Here is a 21,001-nt window from a genome sequence, read left to right as displayed (position 1 = left end):
CATGCTCGCTCAACTTCGCGCCGCCGCCACGCTGCTCGGCGTCCTCACCGTGCTTCTCGGCCTTCTCTATCCGCTCGCCATGACGGCCGTCGCCGGCGCGCTCTTTCCCGAGGAGGCAAAGGGCAGCCTCGTGATGCGCGACGGCGTCGCGGTCGGCTCGCGGCTCGTCGGCCAGTCTTTCGCGGACGCCCGCTACCTGCATCCGCGCCCTTCCGTGGCCGGCGCCGGCTACGACGCCTCGGCCTCGTCGGGCAGCAATCTCGGGCCGACCAGCGCCACGCTCGCCGAGCGCTTGGCGACCGACGCGGCGGTGCTGCGCGCCCGGACGGGCGCCGCCCTCTTGCCGGCCGACGCGGTGACGACGTCGGGCAGCGGGCTCGACCCCGAAATCTCGCCCGCCTTCGCCGACCTCCAGGCGGCCGGCATCGCCGAGGCGCGCGGCCTGCCGGTCGACACCGTCCGCCGCGTCCTCGCCGCCGCCACCACGGGCCGCACGCTCGGTTTTCTCGGCGAGCCCCGCGTCAACGTCCTCGCCGCCAACCTCGCCCTCGACGCTGCGGCGCCGGTACCTGCGGATGGGGTGCCGACGGCTTCGGCCTCGCCCGCGGGGTGAGGCGACGAGGCGCCCTCGGTGGGCATCGGCCGGTGCCGGCGCTATGACGTTCGAAGGCAGATGTGACGGCGCGGGGCAGGACCATCGCCTCGCAGCCGATCGAGAAGGACAGCGAGGCCCATGAACCGGGACGAGGCTCCGCGCGCCAGCGCCGATGCGCTTCTCGCCGAGGCCGGGCGCGAGGGGCGGGGTCGGCTGCGGCTGTTTCTCGGCGCCGCGCCCGGCGTCGGCAAGACCTTCGCCATGCTGCAGACGGCGCGCGCCGCAGCGGGCGCGGGGCGCGCGGTCCTCGTCGGAATCGTCGAGACGCACGGGCGTGCCGACACCGAGGCGATGGTCGCCGATCTCGAGATCCTGCCGCGCCGACGCGTGCCTTATCGCGGCCGGCTGGTGGCCGAATTGGACATCGACGCCGCGCTGGAGCGCCGGCCCGGGCTTCTTCTCGTCGACGAATACGCCCATTCCAACGTCGCGGGCTCGCGCCACCCCAAGCGCTGGCAGGACGTCGCCGAATGTCTCGCCGCCGGCATCGACGTCTGGACCACGATGAACGTCCAGCATGTCGAGAGTCTCAACGACGTCGTCCAGCGCATCACGGGCGTGCGCGTGCGCGAGACCGTGCCCGACACCACGCTGCAGGTGGCCGACGAGATCGTGCTGGTCGATCTGCCCTCCGACGAGCTCATCCGCCGGCTCGCCGAGGGCAAGGTCTATGTCGAGGACACCGCGACCCGCGCCACGCAGAACTTCTTCAAGCCTTCCAACCTCACGGCGCTGCGCGAACTGGCGCTGCGCCAGGTGGCCGCGCAGGTGGACAGCGACCTTCTGGAGCGCATGCAAGGCGGTGCCATCGAGGGCCCCTGGGCGGCCGGCGAGCGGCTGCTCGTCTGCCTCGGCCCCACCGACGCCGCCGAGCGGCTCGTGCGCGGCGCCAAGCGCCTCGCCGATCTTCTCGACGCGCCCTGGTTCGCGGTGACGATCGAGCGGCCGGGCACCACGCAAGGCGAGACCGCCGCCGCCCGGCTGGAGAGCGCGATGCAGCTCGCCCGCACGCTCGGCGCCGAGACGCGCCATCTCGTGGCGTCCGACCTGCGAAACGAACTCCTGCGCTTCGCCCGCTTCGAGAACGTCACGCAGATCGTCGTCGGCAAGGCGCGCCGCCGCGCGTCCGCCCTCGGCTGGCCGCGGCCGAGCCTGGCCGATGCGCTCGTGCGGCGCGCCGCCGGGGTGTCGATCCACGTCATCACGGGCGAAGCCGACGAGGGTGCTCGCGCGTTCGCGATGCCGGCCTTCGGCGGCTGGATCGGCTATGCGAGCGCGGCGGCCAGCGTCGGCGCCGCGACGCTGATGGGATCGCAATTGCTGCGCTTCGTGCCGCTGCCCAACCTCTCGATGCTCTATCTCCTCGCCGTGCTCGTGCCCGCCGTCGCGTACGGCGTCTGGCCGGCGGTCTTCGCCTCGTTCCTCTCGTTCGGCGCCTACAACTTCGTCTTCATCGAGCCCACCGGCAGCTTCACCGTGGCACGGCCGCACGAGGTGCTGGCGCTCGCGATCTTCCTCATCATCGCCGTGTCGATCTCGGCACTTGCGGGCCGGGCGCGCGAGCAGATGCGCGCTTCGGCCGCCCGCACCCGCGCCGCGCGCCGTCTCTACGAGTTCACCAAGGCGCTCTCGGCCCTGCCGGATGCCGGGGCGGTGATGGAGGCGGCGGCGAGCGAGGTGCATGCCGCGATCGGGCGCGCCTGCGTGCTGTTGCGGCTGGACGGCGCCGATCTCGCCATCGCCGCGGCTTGGCCGCCGGACGACCGGCTGGGAACGCCCGCCCTTGCCGCCGCCCGCTGGGCCTTCGATCGCGGCGAGCCGGCGGGCGAGGGTACGGCGACGCTGCCGAACAGCGGCTGGACCTTCCTGCCGCTCGCCGCGCCCGAGGGCCGCGTTGGCGTCCTCGGCATCGAGCGCACCGGCGACGCCGCGCCGCTCGATCGCGAGACGCGCACGCTCCTCGCCGCGCTCGCCGAACAGACGGCGGCCGCGCTCCACCGCGCGCTCCTGTCGGACGAGATGCGCCTCGTGCGCACCGCCGCCGAGACCGAGCGCGTGCGCAACATCCTGCTCGCCTCCATCAGCCACGACTTCCGCACCCCGCTCGCTTGCGTGCTCGGCTCCGCCACCGCGCTCATCGACTACGACGACCGGCTCGATCGCGCCGCGCGCCTCGACCTCCTCGGTCAGGTGCGCGACGAGGCCCGCCATCTCGACACGATGGTGCGCAATCTCCTGTCGATGACGCGGCTGGAAGCGGGCGCCCTCGAACTCGACCGCGACTGGGTGGATCTCGGCGAGGCGCTGGAGCGCGTGGTGGATCTGGCGAAGCGGCGCGGCGCTCCCCAGCGCTTCGCCATCCCCCCGCGCGAGCGGCCGTTGCCGCTGCTGCGCGCCGATGGCGGCCTTCTCGACCAGGCGCTCGGCAACGTCGTCGCCAACGCCGTGCGCCATGCTGGCGCGGGCGCGCATGTCACGCTGTCGGCGGCAAGCGGCGAGGACGGGTTCACCGTCGAGATCGCCGACGACGGGCCCGGCGTGCCCGAGACCCTGCGCGCCCACGTCTTCGAGAAGTTCACCCGCGCGCGGCGCTCCGCGGCCGACGGCGGCGAGAGCGCCGGTCTCGGCCTCGCCATCGCCAAGGGCATCCTGGAGGCTCATGGCGGCACGATCGAGCTCGTGCCGCCCGACCCCGCCCACCCGCGCGGCGCGGTGTTTCGCCTGCGCCTGCCGAACGAACGGGGGAACGATCGATGACGTGCGCCCTCGTGCTGGTGGTCGACGACGAGCCGGCGATCCACCGCTTCCTGCGCCCGTCGCTGGCGGCCGAGGGATACGACGTGGTGCAGGCGACGACGGGCGAGGAGGCACTCGCGCTGGCGAGCGAGCGCCGGCCCGACATCCTCGTTCTCGATCTCGGCCTGCCCGACATCGACGGCAAGGTGGTGATCGAGCGGCTGCGCCGCGTCTCGGACGTACCGATCGTCGTGCTTTCGGCGCGCGATCGCGAGGCCGAGAAGGTGCATGCGCTCGATCTCGGCGCCGACGACTTCGTCAACAAGCCCTTCGGCGTCGGCGAGCTGATGGCGCGAATCCGCGCGGCGCTGCGCCATCGCTCGCGCTCCTCGCGCGACACGTCGTTCCGCTCGGGCGAGGTGACGCTCGACAGCGAGGCGCACCGGGTGCACCGGGGCGAGGAGGAGATCCGGCTGACGAAACGCGAGTTCGCGCTGCTCGAGATGCTGTTCCGCCACGCCGGCACGGTGATGACGCATCGCCAGTTGCTGCGCGGCGTCTGGGGCCCGGCCAACGAGCACGATACGCAATATCTGCGCGTCTATGTCGGGCACCTGCGGGCCAAGCTGGAGCGCGATCCCGCCGCCCCCCGCCTGATCGTCACGGAGCCGGGCATCGGCTACCGGCTGATCTGAGACGGCGCCATCCAGCGGTCGTCGCGCTCAGCTCTCGGCGAGGATCTCGCGCACCCGCGGCATCACCTTCGTGGCGTAGAGCTCGATGCAGCGCATCAGCTTTTCGTGGGGCAGGGGACCGGCGCTGTATTTCAGGTCGAAGCGCGACAGACCGAGGGTCCTGGCGGTCGAGGCGATGCGGCGCGCCACCGTCTCGGGCGAGCCGACATAGAGCGAGCCGGCGTCGGCCTCGCGGTCGAACTCCTCGCGCGTCATCGGCGGCCAGCCGCGCTCGGCGCCGATGCGGTCGCGCATCTGCCGGTAGTCGGGCCAGAGATCCTCGCGTGCCGCCGCGTCGCTTTCGCCGACATAGCCGGGCGAGTGGACGCCGATCGGCTGCACGGGACGATCGAGCTGCGCGAAGGCGCGGCGGTAGAGATCGGCATAGGGGCGGAAGCGCGGGGGGTCGCCGCCGATGATCGCCAGCATCATCGGCAGGTCGTAGCGCGCCGCGCGCACCACCGATTCCGGACTGCCGCCGACGCCGATCCAGGTCTTCAGCCGGCCCCGCTCGATCGGGGGAAACACGCGCTGGTCGCGCAGCGGCGGCCGCGTCGTGCCCTGCCAGGTCACGGCATCCTCGCGGATCAGCGCCGAGAAGAGATCGAGCTTGTCCTCGAACAGCGCTTCGTATTGCGACAGCTCGAAGCCGAAGAGGGGGAAGGACTCGGTGAAGGAGCCGCGTCCGAGGATCACCTCGGCGCGCCCTTCCGACACCGCGTCGAGCGTCGCGAAGCGCTGGAAAACGCGCACCGGATCGTCGGAGCTGAGCACCGTCACCGCCGAACCGAGGCGGATGCGGCGGGTGCGCGCGGCGATGGCGGCGAGCAGCACTTCGGGCGCCGACACCGCGAAATCCTCGCGGTGGTGTTCGCCGATGCCGATGAAGTCGACGCCGAGCTCGTCGGCGAGGACGCCCTCGGCGACGACGTCGCGCAGCACCGCGGCATGCGTCAGCGGCGCTCCCTCGGGGCCTCTCGTCACGTCGCCGAACGTGTCGAGCCCGAGTTCGATCGTCTGGGGCATCGAGACCTCCGTCATGCCGCGCGGCCGCCCGGCCCGCGCCGTCAGCCGGCGATCGGGCTTCGGCGGATATAGCCCGCGCTCACCGTGGTCGCCAGCTTCGTCTCCAGTTCGTGCTGGCGGATCGCCAGCATGCGGATGGCATGGCGCACGTCGCCGCCCGCCCGTTCGATCGCCCGGTCGACCGCCGCTTCGAGTTCCAGTGTCGGGGGGGTGGTGCGTGCAGCCTCGCCCATCGGTCGGTCCTTTCGATTCGCTGGCGCCATGATGCCTCGCGGCGTCGCGCCGGCGCGAGGCACCTCGCGGCGATCCACAGATATCCGGCCGCCACCCCGCCGCCTCGGCCCGGCCGGCCCCCCGCGACGATCCGCGCGGATCGCGCGGCCAGCATGTCGGCGGCGATCGATTGGTTCACCATTCGCGTTCGCCGATCGGTCACAGCTTTTCGGCAAGGTGGCCTTATGACCTCGACGCTTCTCTCCCTCGCCTCGCAACACTCCCTCGGCTTCGTCGCCACCGCGCTCGTCATCTGCGTCGTCGCGGGGTGGCTCCTGTCGGTTCTCATCGCGCAGTCCGAATGCGCCGCGCCGCCGTCCCGCCGGTGGTGGCTCGGAAGCATCGCGGTGGTCGCCGGCCTCGGCGTGTGGACGACGCATTTCATCGCCATGCTCGGCTACCGGACCGACATCATCCTCTCCTACGGGGTGCTCGGCACGGCCTGGTCGGCGATGCTCGGCATTCTCGCGGTGGGATTGCCGCTCACCCTCTCGGCGCTCGTCCGGTCCCGCGCGCTCGCGGTGACGTTCGGCGCGGCGGCGGGCCTCGGCGTCGGCGCCATGCACTACACCGGCATGAAGGCCATCGACGGCTGCCTCCAGGTGTACTCGCCCGCCGCGAGCCTCGCGGCCTGCCTCGTCGGCGCGAGCGCGCTGGCTCTGGCCCGGGGCCTGCGCCTCGCGTCGAGGTCGAACCTCGCGACCTCGGCGCTCTTCACCCTCGGCGTCTGCGGGGCGCATTTCACGGCGATCTCGGGTACGAGCTTCGTCCAGCTTCCCGGGTTCGAGAGCGGCAAGAGCGACACGATCACGCTCAGCATCTTCACCGCCGCCGGGGCGATCGTGATCTTCCTCGGCGCGTTCCTCACGGTTCTCGCCGCCAAGCGGTTCGAGGCGCAGGAGCGCGCCCATTCGACGATCCTGTCGACGGCGCTGCACAACATGTCGAACGGGCTATTGTTCATCGACGCCCATCGCAAGGTCGGGCTCTACAACGACCGCTATCTCGAGATGTTCGGCCTCCTGCCGGAGCAGATCACCCGCACCATGCCCTTCGAGGCGCTGCTGCGCCTCGTCTGCGCGATCCAGGGCTGGGCCGACGGGCAGCGCGTCGCCATCGCGCACGGCATCGGCGAGGGGGTGTCGCCGGGCGCGGGCACCCGGGGCGATTGGCCGATGCCCGACGGTCGCATCCTCGACATCGAGGTTCGCCCCGTTCCCGGCGGCGGCGCCGTTCTCACCTTCGACGACGTCACCAGCGACCGCACCGCCCAGGATCGCATCGCGCATCTGGCCTTCCATGATTCGCTCACCGGGCTCGCCAACCGCCACGCCCTGTCGCTGCGCATGGCCGAGGCGGTCGAACCCGGCGTGCGGTTCAGCCTGCTTCTCCTCGATCTCGATCGCTTCAAGTCGGTCAACGACAGTCACGGCCACGGCGTCGGCGACCTCCTCCTCGTCGAGGTCGCGAGCCGGATCCGCGCCGTCGCCGGGAGCGAGGCCTTCTGCGCCCGCATGGGCGGCGACGAGATCGCGCTCATCGTGCCCTGCGATCTCGACGCCGCGACGGCGCTCGCCGAGGCGATCGTCGGGGCCCTCGCCGAACCGTTCCTCATCGAGGACATCCGCATCTCCATCGGCTGCAGCATCGGTCTGTGCGGCAGCCACGACGCCTGCGATCCCGTCGAGATGATGAAGCGGGCGGACATCGCGCTCTACGAAGCCAAGCGCAACGGCCGCGGCCGCGTCTCACGCTACCGCGCCGGCATGCTCGAGGCCGCGGCGAGCCGCCAGACGCTCGAGGCCGATCTCGAGCGGGCGCTGGAGAGGGCCGAGTTCCATCTCGCCTACCAGCCCTTCCTCTCGCTTCCCGACGACAGGATCATCGGCTTCGAGGCGCTCATCCGCTGGGAGCACCCGACGCGCGGCCTCGTGCCGCCGCCGGCCTTCATTCCGCTCTCGGAGGAAACGGGCCAGATCGTGCTCATCGGCAAGTGGGTACTGGAGACCGCATGCCGGGAGGCCGCGACATGGGCCGTGCATCGCCATGTCGCGGTGAACGTCTCGCCGGTCCAGCTGCGCTCGCCGCTGTTTCTCTCGCATGTCACGAATGCGCTGGCGCAGAGCGGACTGGCGCCGAGCCGGCTCGAGATCGAGCTGACGGAGACGGCGATGGTGGAGGACGGAACCGAGGTCGCCCGCGTGCTGCGCGACCTTCGGACCCTCGGCGTGAAGATCGCCATGGACGATTTCGGCACCGGCTATTCCTCGCTCGCGCATCTGCGCGACTTCCCGCTCGACCGGATCAAGATCGACCGCAGCTTCGTCATGGCCGCGGCCACCGATCGCCACTGCATGGCCGTGCTCACGGCGATCACCCAGATGGGCAAGATGCTGGAGATCCCGACGCTCGCGGAAGGGGTGGAGACCGACGAGGAACTGGCGCTGCTGCGCTCGCTCGGCTGCGACGCCGTCCAGGGCTATCTCATCGGGCGGCCCGGACGGCTCTGCGCCGGCGTCGACGACCCCTGGCGGCACGTCGCCGGCGCGGCCTGACCGGGCTCGCCTTCACCGAACGAAGCGCCGCGAGATGGTGGGTCTCGCGTCGTCAGCGCGCGCTGCGGGTCGGCGCGTGGAAGTCGGGCGGCTTGTCGGCGATCCAGCGCAGGAACCGCTCGATCTGCGGGGTCTGCGCGAGCGGCGTGCCCTCGCGCTCGAGCCGCGCCAGCTCGGCGTTCGACAGCGCGGCGTGCAGCGTGCGGTGGCAGATCGGGTGCACGGGCACCACGATCCGCCCGCCCCGGCTCTTCGGCACGGCATGATGCCATTCGATCCGCGCACCCAGAGGCCGCGCGCACAACCAGCACGTCGCCGACGCCGCCTCGGCCGCGCCGGGGGCGGGAGGCCCGTCGTCGCGCCGGCCTGCCACCCGTCGTCGCCGCCGCGACGTCATCGGGGCTCACGGGGCGCGAAAGGAAGTCGACCGTGCATTCGCTGTCTCGGGTGGGGAATCCAGAGCAGGATCTGGAGCTGGGCCTCGCCGCCGAAAAGGGCGGATCGCCGGGACACGATGACGCTCCACTCGCCCCATTCCGGCATTTCCACGAGGCGCCGGGCGCGCGCTGCGCCGGGCGGAACGGAGAGCCGGGACGGGGAAAGATCGATTCGCGAGGCTTGCCATCGGGGTCGGCGCCATGACATGCCCCCGCCATGGTCGGAACTCCGATCGTCCGATCATGGGATGGCGTTGCGATGACGAACCTCGTCGAGACCGCGGATGTCGAGCCGCGCCGCGTGCCGCACCCCGGCATGGGCTTTCGCGAATTCGTCGGCTTCGTCGCGGCCTTGATGGCGATCAACGCGCTGGCGATCGACGCCATGCTGCCGGCGCTGCCGCAGATCGGCGACGCGCTCGGCGTGGTCGAGGAGAACCAGCGCCAGCTCGTCATCACCTCCTATCTTCTCGGCTTCGGCGTCGCGCAACTCTTCTACGGGCCACTGTCCGACCGCTTCGGCCGCCGCCCGGTGCTGCTCTTCGGGCTCGTCGTCTACGTTCTCGCGAGCGGCGCGGCGGCATTCGCGACCTCGCTGGATCAGATGATCTGGGCACGCGTGGTGCAGGGCATCGGCTCGGCCGCGACGCGGGTGCTCGCCGTCTCGATCGTGCGCGACTGCTATTCCGGCCGCCACATGGCGCGCGTCATGTCCTTCGCCTTCATCGTCTTCATCGCGGTGCCGGTGATCGCGCCGAGCGTCGGGCAGGCCATCGTGCTCCTGGCGCCCTGGGAGTGGATCTTCCTGGTGCTCGGCCTCTTCGGCTTCGCGGTCGCGATCTGGTCGCTCGCCCGCCTGCCCGAGACGCTGCCGCCCGAGCGCCGCACGCCGATCTCGGTCGCCTCGGTGCTCGGCGCCTTCCGCATCGTCGCCACCAACCGCGCCGCGCTCGGCTATACGCTGGCCTCCGCCGCCATTCTCGGCGCGCTGTTCGGCTTCATCAACTCGGCGCAGCAGATCTTCGTCGAGGTGTTCGGCACCGGCTCGGCCTTCCCGCTGATCTTCGCGGGCATCGCGCTCTTCATCGCGGTGTCCTCGCTCGTCAACGCGCGCATCGTCGAGCGGGTCGGCATGCGCCGCGTCTCGCACACGGCGATGTTCGGCTTCACGGCCTTCGCCGCGCTGCATGCCGCCATCGCCTGGAGCGGCCACGAGTCGCTCGCCGTCTTCGTGGTGCTGCAGGCCGCCATGATGTTCTGCTTCGGCCTCATCATGTCGAATTTCTCGTCCATGGCCATGGATCCGGTGGGGCGCGTCGCCGGCACGGCGGCCTCGTTCCAGGGCTTCGTCACCACGGTGATCGGGGCGCTGCTGGGCTTCTACATCGGCCAGCACTACGACGGCACCGCCGTGCCGCTGACGCTCGGCTATGCCGGGCTCGGCGCCCTCTCGATCGCCATCGTCCTCGTGACCGAGCGCGGGAGCCTGTTCGAGCCGGTCAACGCCGCGCCGCGTCCCTGACGAGGCGCACTGCTGCGATCAGTGAAGCTGCTGCGGCTTCAGGCCGATGATGTCGAGCGCCACGTGGCAGGCGTCGAGAAAGGCCTGTCGATCGGCCTCCGGATGGATCTGGAAGAAGCGTCGTGCGATTCGATCGCCGTCGTCCTCTTCCTCCACGAGCCGAAGGATGGTCATGATCGGATCCATGTCGTCCTCCATGTCTCGTCCTTTCGCGCAACGCGGCCGCGTCCAACCCTCCCCGAAACGGCATCGCAGGCCGGGAGCCGGAAATCAATGCGTCGCTTCGGCTCGCGGGGGCGTGGCATGAGCGCGAGCCTGGGTGCGCCGCAGGGTGTTCCGACGCTGACCGACGTCGCGCGCGTCGCGGGGGTGAGTCTGGCCACCGCCGACCGCGTGGTGAACCGGCGCGCCGGCGTTCGCCCCGCGACGATCGCGCGCGTCGAGGCGGCGGTGGCTGCGCTCGGCTTCGAGCGCCATGCCGGGGCGGCCGACCTCGCGCGCCGCGTGCGCCATCGCGTCACCGCCGTGCTGCCGAGCGGCGGCAACCCGTTCATGCGGCGGCTCGGCGAGGAGTTGAGCCGCGCCGCGCGGCTTCTCGGAGCCCGCCGCCTCGACCTGACGCTCGCCGCGGCCGAGACCCTGCGCCCGACGCGCCTCGCCGAGGCGATCGAGGCCGCCGCAGGCTTGAGCGACGCGGTGGTGGCCGTCGGGCTCGACGATCCGCTCGTCGCCGCCGCGATCGACGCGGCCGCCGCGCGCGGCGTGCCCGTGATCACGCTCGTCTCGGACGTTCCCGGCTCGCGCCGCAGCCGCTATGTCGGCATCGACAACCGGGCGGCGGGCCGCGTCGCCGGCTCGCTCGTCGGCCGGTTCCTGGGGCCCGAGCCCGCCGAGGTGGCGGTGCTCCTCGGCTCGCGGGCGCTGCGCGACCATCGCGATCGTCTCGACGGCTTCGCGGCGGTGCTCGGCGAGCGTTTCCCGCATCTGCGCCTCGCGGGCGTATGGGAGGGCGAGGACGACCCCGTGCGGGCAAGGGCCGCGGTCGCCGAACTCCTCGCCGCGCATCCTCGCATCGCGGCCGTCTACAGTGCCGGCGCCGGCAATGTCGGTCTGGCGCGAGCGCTGGAAGACGCGGGCTCGCAGGCCTGCGTCGTCGCCCACGAGCTGACCGCCGAGACGCGCCCGCTCATCGAGCGCGGCGCGGTGGATGCGCTCATCGCGCAGGATGCTGGCCACGAGGCGCGCTCGGCGCTGCGCCTGGCGCTCGCGCAGCTCTCCGGCACCCGGATCGACGAGTCGCAGGAGCGCATCCGCATCGAGATCCTCCTGCGCGACAACCTCCCCGAAGCCTGACGACACACGCTCGGGCGAGACGCCATTGCATCCATACGATCTTCTGAGGTACGTATCTCAAGACAGGTTGCCGGCAGGAGGCGACCGGTGACGATCCGGGAGAGACGTGCATGGCAACGGCCCCATTCTTCGGCCTCGACGAGGCGGCGCGCTTTGCGGGGGAGGGGTCGAGCGACCCGCTGCACTTCCGCTTCTACGACAAGAACCGCGAGGTGATGGGCCGCCGGATGGAGGACCATCTGCGCTTCGCCGCCTGCTACTGGCATTCCTTCACCTGGCCGGGCGGCGATCCCTTCGGCGGCGAGACCTTCCTGCGGCCCTGGATGCAGGCCGGCGACCCGATGACGCGGGCGCGCGAGAAGGCCGACGTGGCGTTCGAGCTGTTTCGGCTCATCGACGTGCCCTTCTTCTCGTTCCACGATGCCGACGTCTCGCCCGAGGGTGAGACGCTGCAGGGCTCGATCGACAATCTCAACGCGATCGGCGAACTCTTCGAGGAGAAGATGGCGGCCTCGAAGGTGAAGCTCCTCTGGGGCACCGCCAACCTCTTCTCGCACCGCCGCTACATGGCGGGCGCCGCCACCAATCCGGACCCCGACGTCTTCGCCTATGCCTGCGGGCAGGTGAAGGCCGCGCTCGACGTGACCCATCGCCTGAAGGGCGAGAACTACGTGTGCTGGGGCGGACGCGAGGGCTACGAGACGCTGCTCAACACCGACATGGGGCGCGAGCTCGACCAGCTCGGGCGCTTCCTGTCGATGCTCGTCGACTACAAGCACAAGATCGGCTTCGAGGGGCCGATCCTGATCGAGCCCAAGCCCCGGGAGCCCTCCAAGCACCAGTACGATTTCGACACCGCAACGGTCTTCGGCTTCCTGCAGAAGTATGACCTGACGAACGACGTGAAGCTCAATCTCGAGCAGAACCACGCCATCCTCGCCGGCCATTCCTTCGACCACGAGGTCAAGCTCGCCTATGCCTGCGGCCTGTTCGGCTCGCTCGACATCAACCGCGGCGACGATCTCCTGGGCTGGGACACCGACCAGTTCGCGATGGACGTGAAGGAGATGGCTCTCGTCTTCCACGAGATGCTGAAGCATGGCGGCTTCTCCACGGGCGGGCTCAACTTCGACGCCAAGATCCGCCGCCAGTCGATAGACCCGCAGGATCTCGTGATCGCCCACGTCGCCTCGATGGACGCCTGCGCCCGTGCGCTGCTGGCGGCCGAGCGCATGCTCACGGATGGCGCGCTCGAAGGCCCGCTGAAGGCGCGCTACGCGGGCTGGGACACGGCCGAGAATCGTGCCATCCTCGATGGCCGGCACACGCTCGAAGAGGTAGCGGCGCGCGGGCGCAGCCTGCAGCCGCAGCCCCGCTCGGGCCGCCAGGAATATCTCGAGAGCCTTCTCAACCGCTACGTCTGAGAGGCCTCGCGGGCGAAGGGCCGAATGGCCGTTTGCCCGGACATCCCCACCCGGCCGGATGCGGCCGTCGTTTCGCCGGGCGCCTCGCCGCCCGGTGGCTCAAGTCCATCGAAACCGTCAGGGCCCGACGCTCTACCGCGTCCGGCCCGCTCTGGGAGGAGACGAACCGTCATGACATCCATCAAGAGACTGCTCGCGGGCGCCGCGCTCGCACTGGCCTTCGCCGCCACCGGCGCGCAGGCCCAGGACAAGGGCGCCATCGGCGTCGCCATGCCCGACAAGACCGTCGCGCGCTGGATCGACGACGGCAACAACATCGTCAAGCAGCTGAAGGAAAAGGGCTACAGCCCCGACCTGCAATATGCCGACGACGACATCCCGACCCAGCTCTCCCAGATCGAGAACATGGTCACCAAGGGCGCCAAGGTGCTCGTGGTCGCCTCGATCGACGGCACGACGCTGACCGACATCCTAGCGCAGGCCCATGCCAAGGGCATCAAGGTCATCGCCTACGACCGGCTGATCCGCAATTCGCCCGACGTCGACTACTACGCGACCTTCGACAACTTCCAGGTCGGCGTGATCCAGGGCACCTCGATCGAGCAGAGCCTCGGCCTGAAGGACGGCAAGGGACCCTTCAACATCGAGCTCTTCGGCGGCTCGCCGGACGACAACAACGCCTACTTCTTCTACGACGGTGCGATGAGCGTGCTGAAGCCCTACATCGACTCGGGCAAGCTGACGATTGGCTCCAGCCAGCAGGGCATGGAGACGGTCGGCACGCTGCGCTGGGACGCGGCGACCGCGCAGTCGCGCATGGACAACATCCTGTCGGCCTACTATTCCGACAAGGCCGTGGACGCGATCCTCGCTCCCAACGACGTCATCGCGCGGGGCGTGATCTCCTCCTTGAAGGGCGTCGGCTACGGCACGGGGACCCGCAAGATGCCGGTGATCACCGGTCAGGACGCCGAGGCCCCGTCGGTCAAGTCGATCATCGCGGGCGACCAGACCTCCACCGTCTTCAAGGACACGCGCGACCTCGCCAAGGTCACGGTCGACATGGTGGACGCGATGGCGGCGGGCACCGAAGTGACCGTCAACGACACCAAGAGCTACAACAACGGCGTCAAGGTGATCCCGTCCTACCTCCTGAAGCCGGTGCTGGTGACGAAGGAGAACTACAAGCAGATCCTCGTCGACAGCGGCTACTACACCGAAGACCAGCTGAAGTAGCGGCTCGCCGCCCGAACCAGCGACGATCGAACCTGCAGCGAGCGAGGGCGGCACGAATGTGTCGCCCTTTTTTCGTGACGTTCGCCAAGCGTCCGGCGCCTGTGCGGTGCAGACCTTCTGCCGGGTGCAACGTCTCGGTGCCGCCCGCGTTGATCCGACAGTGATACGGGGCCGGCGCATTCGCGCCTTACGGATCGCGCGACCGGAAAGGACGGGGATCATGGGCCAGTTGGACGAGATCACCACGCTCATCTGGGGGCATCGGACCGAGAAGCCCGACCCCAACGTATGGAACATCGGCCCTTCGGCTCGCGAGCAGACGGCCGGGCATTGGTCGTCGTTGCGCCACGCCATCAACTACGCGATCGGCATGCAGGCCGATCGCGAGCGCGAAGGCCTCCACCCGTGGATCCGCACGCCGCAGGGCCATGTCTACTCGCCCACCACGATCGAGGCGATGGCGGCCGCGATGCTCGACCCGCGCGAGCGTCCCTCGACGCTGGCCGCCGCCCGCGATGCCGTGCCCGCTCCGCGCCTCGCGCCCGACCGCTTCCTGCGGGTCGCCCGCGCCGAGTAGTGGCCGCCGCCGTAGCCGGCGGAACGGGTGGTCAGCGCATGCGCTCGAGGATCGAGACGTAGTTGGCGACGGCGGCGCCGCCCATGTTGAAGACCCCGGCGAGCGAGGCGCCGGGCAGTTGCATCGCCCCGGCCTCGTCGCAAAGCTGCATCGCCGCCATCACATGCATGGAGACGCCGGTGGCGCCGATCGGGTGGCCCTTGGACTTGAGGCCGCCGGAGAGATTGACCGGCAGGCGACCGCCGCGCTCGGTCCAGCCCTCGCGCACCACGCGATGGCCCTCGCCGGGTGCCGCGAGACCCATCGCCTCGTATTCGATGAGCTCGGCGATGGTGAAGCAGTCGTGCGTCTCCACGAGGTCGAGATCGTCCAGCGTCAGACCGGCATCGCCGAGCGCCTGGCTCCAGGCGCGACGCGCGCCCTCGAAGACGATGGGGTCGCGTCGCGACAGGGCGAGAATGTCGTTGGCCTGCCTCCGCCCCCGGAAGGCGACCGCGCGCGGCAGGTCCGCCGCGATCTCGGCATCCGCCAGCACCAGCGCGGCGGCGCCGTCCGAAACGAGCGAGCAGTCGGTGCGGCGCAGCGGCGGCGCCACGAGCGGGTTGCGCTCCGAGACGTCGCGGCAGAATGCATAGCCGACGTCGCGCTGCATGTGGGCATAGGGGTTGGCCGCGCCGTTGCGGTGGTTCTTGGCGGCGATGGCGGCAAGTTCGTCCGAGCGGTCGCCGTGGCGCTGGAAGTAATGGGCGGCGAGGCGCCCGAAGAGGCCCGCGAAGCCGCCTTCGACGCCTGCCTCCTCGGTCCGGTAGGAGGCGCCAAGGAGGATGTCGCCGGTCTCGGCCGTCGGCACCGCCGTCATCTTCTCGGCGCCGACCACGAGCGCCACGCGCCCGCGGCCCGCGCCGATGAAGTCGAGCGCGGCATGGATCGCCGCCGAGCCGGTGGCGCAGGCGTTTTCGAGCCGCGTCGCGGGGGTATGCGCCAGGTCCGGCGTGCCCATCGCGACGAGCGAAGCCTGGAAGTCCTGCGCCGAGAAGCCGTTGTTGAAGACGCCGACGAAAATCGCGTCGACGTCCGCGGCGCCGAGCCCGGCATGGGCGAGGGCGGGCGGCACCACCTCGGCCATAAGTTCGAGCGTCGAGGCCGCCTCGGACTTGCCGAAGCGCGAATGCGCCCAGCCGACGATCTGTGCCTCTGCCATGTCCGTCTCCTCCCTGATCCTTCGGTGCGGCGGTGCCGACTCTAAGCGGCGCGGCGCCCGCCCGTCTCCTCGCGGCCGGCCGCCCAGGATTCCAGCCCGTCTCGCGGCCGTGCGCCGGCAATCGCATCGGCCACGCCCTCGCTGATCAGCGGCGCCAGCTTGAAGCCGTGGCCCGAACAGGCGCTCTGCAGATAGCCGCGCGCGCCGATGGGCTTCACCACGAAGCTCTCGTCCTCGGTGACCGTATAATAGCAGATCTTGTGCTCGAGCCGCGTGTAGCGGTCGAAGCCGCGATAGGCGAGGCGCGCCGCCGCCTCCAGCCGCGCGACGTCGGCGGCCTCGGCCACGCGGTCGTCGTCGGGGTCGCCGCGCCGGGTGAAGTGGTGGTCGCCCATCTTCAGCCGCGTTCCCGGGCTCGGCGGCAGCGTGTAGGTGCCGCTGCGCTCGCCGAGATCGATGATCACCGGCGCCGCGCGCCAGGCGTCGTGCAGCGCCGGCGGCGGGGCGAGATAGATCACGGTCTGTCGCGAGGGCACGGCGAGGCCGCGCAACTCCGGCACGAGCCGGCCGGCCCAGGCCCCGGCGGCCACCACCACCGCGTCGCCGCCATGGGTCACGCCGCCCGCCCGCAGCGTGCCGGCCTCCTGGTCCACCGCCTCGACGCGGGTGTGCGGATGGAAGACGACGCCGCGCCCCGCCAGATGCACCACGAGATCGGTGAGGATGCGGATGGGAAACAGCATTCCCGCGCCCTCGCTGAGAAAGGCTGCCGAGACGCCCGTGGCATCCAGCATCGGGTAGCGCTCGGCGATGGCGGCGGGCGAGAGTTCGCGATGGGCGATCCCGAGCGCGCCGAGATCGGCAAGGCTTGCCGCGAACCAGTCGCTCGCCTCACGCTGGAGCACGAGGATCGGACGCTCGTCGATGTGCCGGGCGCCGAGATCGGCGAAGAGGCGCTCGTAGGCGGCGAAGGCCTCGGGCATCATCCGGGCATAGCCGGCGAACGGGCCGTAGGCGTGGCGGGTGATGCGGTGCTCGTCATGCGACGAGCTGCGCGGATTGGGCACCGGCCCCGCTTCGAACACCTCCACCGCGAAGCCGCGCCGGATCAGCGCCCAGGCGGTGGAAAGCCCGGCGATCCCGGCGCCGACCACCAGCACGCGGCCGCCCGCGCCGGGACGGGCGGTCGGGGTATCGGCGGTCTTGGGTCGATCGGGTGTCGCGGGCATCGGGGGCCTCGTCCTTTCCTCGGATCGTCCATTGTCGCGCGCGGTCCCCCGCTCTGTCGAGCACGTCGCGGCGGCCCCTTTGCCGCGTGCCGTGGAGGCCTCCCGAGACGCCTTGCGGCCGGCACGGCTTCCTCTGGCGGCAAAAATCGTCCAAAAGCCGGGATGTCCTGCCATCGCCGTGCGCTTCGCGTGTCGGCAAGGCGGTTTTTCCATTGGGTAGATCCGGTCCATGAGCAACGATACCTTCCTGCGCGAAGTGAACGAGGAGATGCGCCAGGAGAGAGTGCGCGCGCTCTGGCTTCGCTACGGGCGGATGGCGGTGGCCGCCGCCGTGCTCCTCGTCGTGGCCGTCGGCGCCTATGTGCTCTACGACCGTTACCGTGCCGGCCGGGAGGCCGCCGACGGTGACCGGTTGATCGCGGCCGGAAGTCTCGCCGCGGACGGCAAGACCGACGAGGCCCGCAGCGCGCTGGAGACGCTCGTCGCCAATGGCACCGGCGTCTATCCCGTGCTCGCCCGACTGCGCCTCGCCGAGATGATGCAGGGCGAGGACCCCGCCGGCGCGGTGACGCGGTTCGACGAGGTCGCCAACGACACCCGCGCGCCGCAGGATCTGCGCGACATGGCCGCGATCCGCGCCGCCTACATCCTCGTCGACACCGGATCGCTCGCCGACGTGCGGGCGCGGGCCGAGCGGCTGACGGGCGACGGCGAGGCGCTGCGCTATCCCGCGCGCGAGGCCGTGGCGCTGGCGGCCTGGAAGGCCGGCGACGCCGGCACCGCGCGCCCTCTCTTCGCCCAGTTGCAGGACGATCTCGGCACGCCGCAGGGCATCAAGCGCCGCGCCGGGCTGATGCTCGAACTGATCGACGCCACCATCGCCAAGCCGGCGGAACCTGCGGCGGCTCCCGCCGCGTCCGCCGGCGATCCCGAGGCCGAGACGGAAGCCGCCGCGCCGCCTGCCGCGACGACGCCGGTCGTGGCACCATCGGCCCCGGCCCCGGCGCCCACGACCCCCGCCACCGAAGCGCCGACCGCACCCGCTACGCCCGCGCCCTCCGTCGAAACGCCTGCCGCCCCGGCACCGGCGGTCGTCGAACCTGCCGCGCCGGCCGCTCCCGCATCCCCCGCCAATTCAGCCGAAACGCCCGCTGCCGCGCCCCAGACGCGGCCTTGAGCCAAACGAGGGCGTCTGTCGCCATGGTCACCATCGCCATCATCGGCCGCCCCAACGTGGGCAAGTCGACATTGTTCAACCGCCTCGTGGGCCGCAAGCTCGCGCTCGTCGACGATCGGCCGGGCGTCACGCGTGATCGGCGCGAAGGTGAGGCGAGCCTGCAGGATCTCGAGTTCCGCGTCATCGACACCGCGGGCCTCGAGGAGGCCGCCGCCGACTCGCTGGAAGGGCGCATGCGCGCCCAGACCGAGCGCGCCATCGACGACGCCGACCTTTCGCTCTTCATGGTGGACGCCAAGAGCGGCATGACCCCGCAGGACGAGGTGTTCGGCGAACTCCTGCGTCGTCGCGGCAAGCCCGTGATTCTCGTCGCCAACAAGTCGGAGGCGCGGGGCTCCGATTCCGGCTTCTACGATTCCTATTCGCTCGGCCTCGGCGATCCCTGCCCGATCTCGGCCGAGCACGGCGAGGGCATGGCGGAGCTGCGCGACGCCATCGTCGAGAAGCTGGGCCTGAAGACCTTCTACGATCTCGACGAAGAGGATGCCGAGCCGAGCGTCGGCGACGCGGTCGAGTTCGACGAGAACGGCGAGCCGATCGGCTCCTACGACGACACCAAGCCGCTGAACATCTGCATCGTCGGCCGGCCGAACGCCGGCAAGTCGACGCTGGTCAACCAGTTCCTTGGCCAGGACCGGATGCTCACCGGCCCCGAGGCGGGCATCACCCGCGATTCCATCTCGGTGGAATGGGAGTGGCGCGGCCGCAAGATCAAGATGTTCGACACGGCGGGCCTGCGCCGCCGGGCGCGCGTGCAGGAGAAGCTGGAGAAGCTCTCCGTCGCCGACGCCCTGCGCGCCATCAAATATGCCGAGGTCGTGGTGGTGGTGCTCGACGTCACCATTCCCTTCGAGAAGCAGGATCTCTCGATCGCCGACCTCATCGCCCGCGAGGGGCGCGCGCCGGTGCTCGCCTTCAACAAGTGGGATCTCGTGGAGGACCGGCAGGCGCTGCTCGCCGAGCTTCGCGAGAAGACCGATCGCCTTCTGCCGCAGATGCGCGGCGTGAAGGCGGTGACCATCTCCGGCGAGACCGGCGATGGTCTCGACCGCCTGATGAAGGCGGTCACCGAGACGCACGAGATCTGGAACAAGCGCATCTCCACCGCCAAGCTCAACCAGTGGCTGGAGCGCACGGTGGCCCACCATCCGCCGCCGGCCGTCGCGGGACGGCGCGTCAACATCAAGTACATGACGCAGATCAAGACGCGCCCGCCGACCTTCGTGCTCTCCACCTCGCGGCCCGACGCCATCGGCACGGCCTATCAGCGCTATCTCATCAACGGACTGCGCGACCAGTTCGGCCTCACCGGCATTCCCATCCGGCTGATCCTGAAGACCTCGGAAAACCCGTTCGCCGGACGGCGCAAGAAATACACCTGAGCCGTGCGGGGAGGCGCGGGCGGGCAGGGGCCTCGCACCCGTTAACCGCTCGCTAAGGTTAATGAGGGATGTTCGACTTCCGTTGGAACCGATGGAAGCCGAGCGATGTCGAGACGTATCTCCCGCGAAGGCCAGGTCCGTCGCGATTCGCCCGCGCGGCGTCGCCGACCGGCCGGCGTCGGAAGGGCCTCGCCGCTCCTCGCGTCCGTTCTCGGGGCGCTTCTCCTTTCCGCCGTGATGCCGGCGCGCGTCGCGGTGTCGGATCGCCCGGCAGCGTCCGCCCGGCTCGCGGACGCCGCCAGCGCGATCGAGACGCTGTCGGCGCTCTCGCTTCATCCCGACTTCGAGGACGACGACGCGCCAGCGCTGCCGCGCGACGGAACGCTGTACGTGCGCGACGCCGGCGGCCGGGTCGCCGCCGAACGGGGCACCCGCGTGGTGCCCTCGCGCCATGCCCTGGTGCAGCCGCGCTTCGCCGCCGGTCGTCTCGGCGCCTCGCTCGGACTGCTGCGGCCCGGCATCGCGCTCGGCGACACCGAGATGCGTACGGCCCTCGCGGGGCCGCAGCCCTTCGGTGCGACCGAGCGCGTCGCCGGCAACTTCCAGGTGCCCGGAGCGGGGATCGGTGCTGGGATCGGCGCGGGCGCGGGCGCGGGGGAGGCGGTCGAGGTCGCCTCGCTCGAGGAGACCGTGCCGTCCGCCGCCAAGGCTCCCTCCGTCGCGGCCGCGCTCACCGCCGCCTCGGCCGATCTGCAGACGCTCGCCGCATATGCGCCCGCCCCCAAGCCGGGCGCCTCGTCGCTCTTCGACGCCGTGCTCGCGCCCCAGGATGGCGAGTTCATTCCGCCGATCGGCGCCGGCGACCATTCCTGGGCGGCGACGGCGCTGCCGCCGTCCTCGTTCACGCCGAAGGAACAGACGTGCCTCGCCAACGGCATCTATTTCGAGGCACGCGGCGAGACGGAGCTGGGCCAGGCGGCGGTGGCGCAGGTGATTCTCAACCGGGTGCGCAATCCCGCCTACCCGAAGACGATCTGCGGCGTGGTCTACCAGAACGCCTCGTGGCGCAACCGCTGCCAGTTCTCCTTCGCCTGCGACGGCATCAAGGACGTGATCTGGAACAAGCGTGCGTTTGCCGCCGCCGAGCGAATCGCCGATGCGGTGACGAAGGGCGAGACCTGGCTGCCCGAGGTCGGCTCGGCCACCCACTACCACGCCACCTACGTGCGCCCGCGCTGGGCCAAGACGATGGAGCAGGTCGACAAGATCGGTCTCCACGTCTTCTACCGCACCTTCGGCGGCGGCTGGCGCTAGACTTTCCGCCGCGCGAGCCCCTCCGACGCGATCTCTGCGTCGTTCCCTCCCGCGCGCGCTCCGAACCCTTCCCTTCGGCGCGCCGTGCGCTTAAGTCCGAGGGGTCGGTT

The 21,001-nt window shown here is 70.8% G+C and carries 18 protein-coding genes; 12 read left to right on the top strand and 6 right to left on the bottom strand.

Features of this window, described 5'->3' with window-relative positions; genetic code table 11:
• Position 1 precedes the first annotated feature (1 nt).
• The 3 genes from kdpC to GGR04_RS03980 all read left to right on the top strand — a co-directional run bounded on the left by kdpC (position 2) and on the right by GGR04_RS03980 (position 4,086).
• Positions 2–613 (top strand): potassium-transporting ATPase subunit KdpC, encoded by a 612-nt coding sequence (gene kdpC / locus GGR04_RS03990; protein ID WP_183198069.1) that lies wholly within the window; start codon positions 2–4, stop codon positions 611–613.
• 120 nt (positions 614–733) lie between these two features.
• Complete coding sequence (locus tag GGR04_RS03985; protein WP_183198067.1) at positions 734–3,412, top strand: DUF4118 domain-containing protein; 2,679 nt, start codon at positions 734–736, stop codon at positions 3,410–3,412.
• Positions 3,409–4,086 carry a response regulator gene (locus tag GGR04_RS03980; protein ID WP_183198064.1) on the top strand — a complete coding sequence of 226 codons (678 nt, stop codon included), beginning with the start codon at positions 3,409–3,411 and terminating at the stop codon, positions 4,084–4,086. The genes GGR04_RS03985 and GGR04_RS03980 overlap by 4 nt, the downstream gene beginning before the upstream one ends.
• 27 nt (positions 4,087–4,113) lie before the next feature.
• Here GGR04_RS03980 and GGR04_RS03975 read toward each other — a convergent pair whose 3' ends face one another.
• Positions 4,114–5,151, bottom strand: coding sequence for an LLM class flavin-dependent oxidoreductase (locus GGR04_RS03975; protein WP_183198062.1), 1,038 nt, complete (start codon positions 5,149–5,151; stop codon positions 4,114–4,116).
• Positions 5,152–5,192: 41 nt separating this feature from the next.
• Positions 5,193–5,384, bottom strand: coding sequence for a hypothetical protein (locus tag GGR04_RS03970; protein ID WP_183198061.1), 192 nt, complete (start codon positions 5,382–5,384; stop codon positions 5,193–5,195).
• A 225-nt stretch (positions 5,385–5,609) separates the two neighbouring features.
• Between GGR04_RS03970 and GGR04_RS03965 the strand changes: the two genes are divergently transcribed.
• The gene (locus GGR04_RS03965) at positions 5,610–7,979 is read left to right on the top strand and encodes a bifunctional diguanylate cyclase/phosphodiesterase (RefSeq protein ID WP_183198059.1); all 2,370 of its coding nucleotides are present in this window, start codon (positions 5,610–5,612) and stop codon (positions 7,977–7,979) included.
• Positions 7,980–8,031: 52 nt separating this feature from the next.
• On the opposite strand, the gene GGR04_RS03960 is transcribed toward GGR04_RS03965, so the two are convergent.
• The gene (locus GGR04_RS03960) at positions 8,032–8,238 is read right to left on the bottom strand and encodes an HNH endonuclease (RefSeq protein WP_312857396.1); all 207 of its coding nucleotides are present in this window, start codon (positions 8,236–8,238) and stop codon (positions 8,032–8,034) included.
• Positions 8,239–8,675: 437 nt separating this feature from the next.
• On the opposite strand from GGR04_RS03960, the gene GGR04_RS03955 reads away from it, so the two are divergent.
• On the top strand, positions 8,676–9,938 hold the full coding sequence (locus tag GGR04_RS03955; RefSeq protein WP_246392663.1) for a multidrug effflux MFS transporter: 1,263 nt from the start codon (positions 8,676–8,678) through the stop codon (positions 9,936–9,938).
• Positions 9,939–9,956: 18 nt separating this feature from the next.
• On the opposite strand, the gene GGR04_RS03950 is transcribed toward GGR04_RS03955, so the two are convergent.
• A complete protein-coding gene (locus GGR04_RS03950) occupies positions 9,957–10,136 on the bottom strand; it encodes a hypothetical protein (protein ID WP_210291615.1) in 180 nt (59 codons plus the stop codon).
• 105 nt (positions 10,137–10,241) lie between these two features.
• Between GGR04_RS03950 and GGR04_RS03945 the strand changes: the two genes are divergently transcribed.
• The 4 genes from GGR04_RS03945 (at position 10,242) to GGR04_RS03930 (ending at position 14,528) form a co-directional block, all read left to right on the top strand.
• A complete protein-coding gene (locus GGR04_RS03945; RefSeq protein WP_183198053.1) occupies positions 10,242–11,291 on the top strand; it encodes a LacI family DNA-binding transcriptional regulator in 1,050 nt (349 codons plus the stop codon).
• A 110-nt stretch (positions 11,292–11,401) separates the two neighbouring features.
• The gene (xylA, locus tag GGR04_RS03940; protein ID WP_183198052.1) at positions 11,402–12,715 is read left to right on the top strand and encodes a xylose isomerase; all 1,314 of its coding nucleotides are present in this window, start codon (positions 11,402–11,404) and stop codon (positions 12,713–12,715) included.
• A 171-nt stretch (positions 12,716–12,886) separates the two neighbouring features.
• Positions 12,887–13,951, top strand: a complete 1,065-nt coding sequence (gene chvE, locus GGR04_RS03935) for a multiple monosaccharide ABC transporter substrate-binding protein (RefSeq protein WP_183198049.1) — start codon at positions 12,887–12,889, stop codon at positions 13,949–13,951.
• 220 nt (positions 13,952–14,171) lie between these two features.
• Positions 14,172–14,528 carry a hypothetical protein gene (locus tag GGR04_RS03930; RefSeq protein ID WP_183198047.1) on the top strand — a complete coding sequence of 119 codons (357 nt, stop codon included), beginning with the start codon at positions 14,172–14,174 and terminating at the stop codon, positions 14,526–14,528.
• Positions 14,529–14,559: 31 nt separating this feature from the next.
• Here GGR04_RS03930 and GGR04_RS03925 read toward each other — a convergent pair whose 3' ends face one another.
• Positions 14,560–15,729, bottom strand: a complete 1,170-nt coding sequence (locus GGR04_RS03925; RefSeq protein ID WP_183198045.1) for an acetyl-CoA acetyltransferase — start codon at positions 15,727–15,729, stop codon at positions 14,560–14,562.
• Positions 15,730–15,770: 41 nt separating this feature from the next.
• Positions 15,771–16,958: an NAD(P)/FAD-dependent oxidoreductase gene (locus GGR04_RS03920; protein ID WP_183198042.1), complete on the bottom strand. Its 1,188-nt coding sequence runs from the start codon at positions 16,956–16,958 to the stop codon at positions 15,771–15,773.
• 229 nt (positions 16,959–17,187) lie between these two features.
• Between GGR04_RS03920 and GGR04_RS03915 the strand changes: the two genes are divergently transcribed.
• From GGR04_RS03915 to GGR04_RS03905, 3 genes are all read left to right on the top strand, one after another.
• Positions 17,188–18,135 carry a tetratricopeptide repeat protein gene (locus tag GGR04_RS03915; protein ID WP_183198040.1) on the top strand — a complete coding sequence of 316 codons (948 nt, stop codon included), beginning with the start codon at positions 17,188–17,190 and terminating at the stop codon, positions 18,133–18,135.
• Between the two features lie 23 nt (positions 18,136–18,158).
• Positions 18,159–19,577 carry a ribosome biogenesis GTPase Der gene (gene der / locus GGR04_RS03910; RefSeq protein WP_183198038.1) on the top strand — a complete coding sequence of 473 codons (1,419 nt, stop codon included), beginning with the start codon at positions 18,159–18,161 and terminating at the stop codon, positions 19,575–19,577.
• A 105-nt stretch (positions 19,578–19,682) separates the two neighbouring features.
• Complete coding sequence (locus GGR04_RS03905; RefSeq protein ID WP_246392662.1) at positions 19,683–20,891, top strand: cell wall hydrolase; 1,209 nt, start codon at positions 19,683–19,685, stop codon at positions 20,889–20,891.
• Positions 20,892–21,001 lie beyond the last annotated feature (110 nt).

The sequence above is a fragment of the Aureimonas pseudogalii genome (assembly GCF_014196835.1).
Classification (GTDB): domain Bacteria; phylum Pseudomonadota; class Alphaproteobacteria; order Rhizobiales; family Rhizobiaceae; genus Aureimonas; species Aureimonas pseudogalii.
This window is presented reverse-complemented; position numbering and strand designations above follow the sequence as displayed.

Coding starts and splice junctions, on each gene's coding strand:
- kdpC (WP_183198069.1), top strand. CDS start 2: ATGCTCGCTCAACTTCGCGCCGCCGCCACGCTGCTCGGCGTCCTCACC.
- GGR04_RS03985 (WP_183198067.1), top strand. CDS start 734: ATGAACCGGGACGAGGCTCCGCGCGCCAGCGCCGATGCGCTTCTCGCC.
- GGR04_RS03980 (WP_183198064.1), top strand. CDS start 3,409: ATGACGTGCGCCCTCGTGCTGGTGGTCGACGACGAGCCGGCGATCCAC.
- GGR04_RS03975 (WP_183198062.1), bottom strand. CDS start 5,151: ATGCCCCAGACGATCGAACTCGGGCTCGACACGTTCGGCGACGTGACG.
- GGR04_RS03970 (WP_183198061.1), bottom strand. CDS start 5,384: ATGGGCGAGGCTGCACGCACCACCCCCCCGACACTGGAACTCGAAGCG.
- GGR04_RS03965 (WP_183198059.1), top strand. CDS start 5,610: ATGACCTCGACGCTTCTCTCCCTCGCCTCGCAACACTCCCTCGGCTTC.
- GGR04_RS03955 (WP_246392663.1), top strand. CDS start 8,676: ATGACGAACCTCGTCGAGACCGCGGATGTCGAGCCGCGCCGCGTGCCG.
- GGR04_RS03950 (WP_210291615.1), bottom strand. CDS start 10,136: ATGGAGGACGACATGGATCCGATCATGACCATCCTTCGGCTCGTGGAG.
- GGR04_RS03945 (WP_183198053.1), top strand. CDS start 10,242: ATGAGCGCGAGCCTGGGTGCGCCGCAGGGTGTTCCGACGCTGACCGAC.
- xylA (WP_183198052.1), top strand. CDS start 11,402: ATGGCAACGGCCCCATTCTTCGGCCTCGACGAGGCGGCGCGCTTTGCG.
- chvE (WP_183198049.1), top strand. CDS start 12,887: ATGACATCCATCAAGAGACTGCTCGCGGGCGCCGCGCTCGCACTGGCC.
- GGR04_RS03930 (WP_183198047.1), top strand. CDS start 14,172: ATGGGCCAGTTGGACGAGATCACCACGCTCATCTGGGGGCATCGGACC.
- GGR04_RS03925 (WP_183198045.1), bottom strand. CDS start 15,729: ATGGCAGAGGCACAGATCGTCGGCTGGGCGCATTCGCGCTTCGGCAAG.
- GGR04_RS03920 (WP_183198042.1), bottom strand. CDS start 16,958: ATGCCCGCGACACCCGATCGACCCAAGACCGCCGATACCCCGACCGCC.
- GGR04_RS03915 (WP_183198040.1), top strand. CDS start 17,188: ATGAGCAACGATACCTTCCTGCGCGAAGTGAACGAGGAGATGCGCCAG.
- der (WP_183198038.1), top strand. CDS start 18,159: ATGGTCACCATCGCCATCATCGGCCGCCCCAACGTGGGCAAGTCGACA.
- GGR04_RS03905 (WP_246392662.1), top strand. CDS start 19,683: ATGTCGAGACGTATCTCCCGCGAAGGCCAGGTCCGTCGCGATTCGCCC.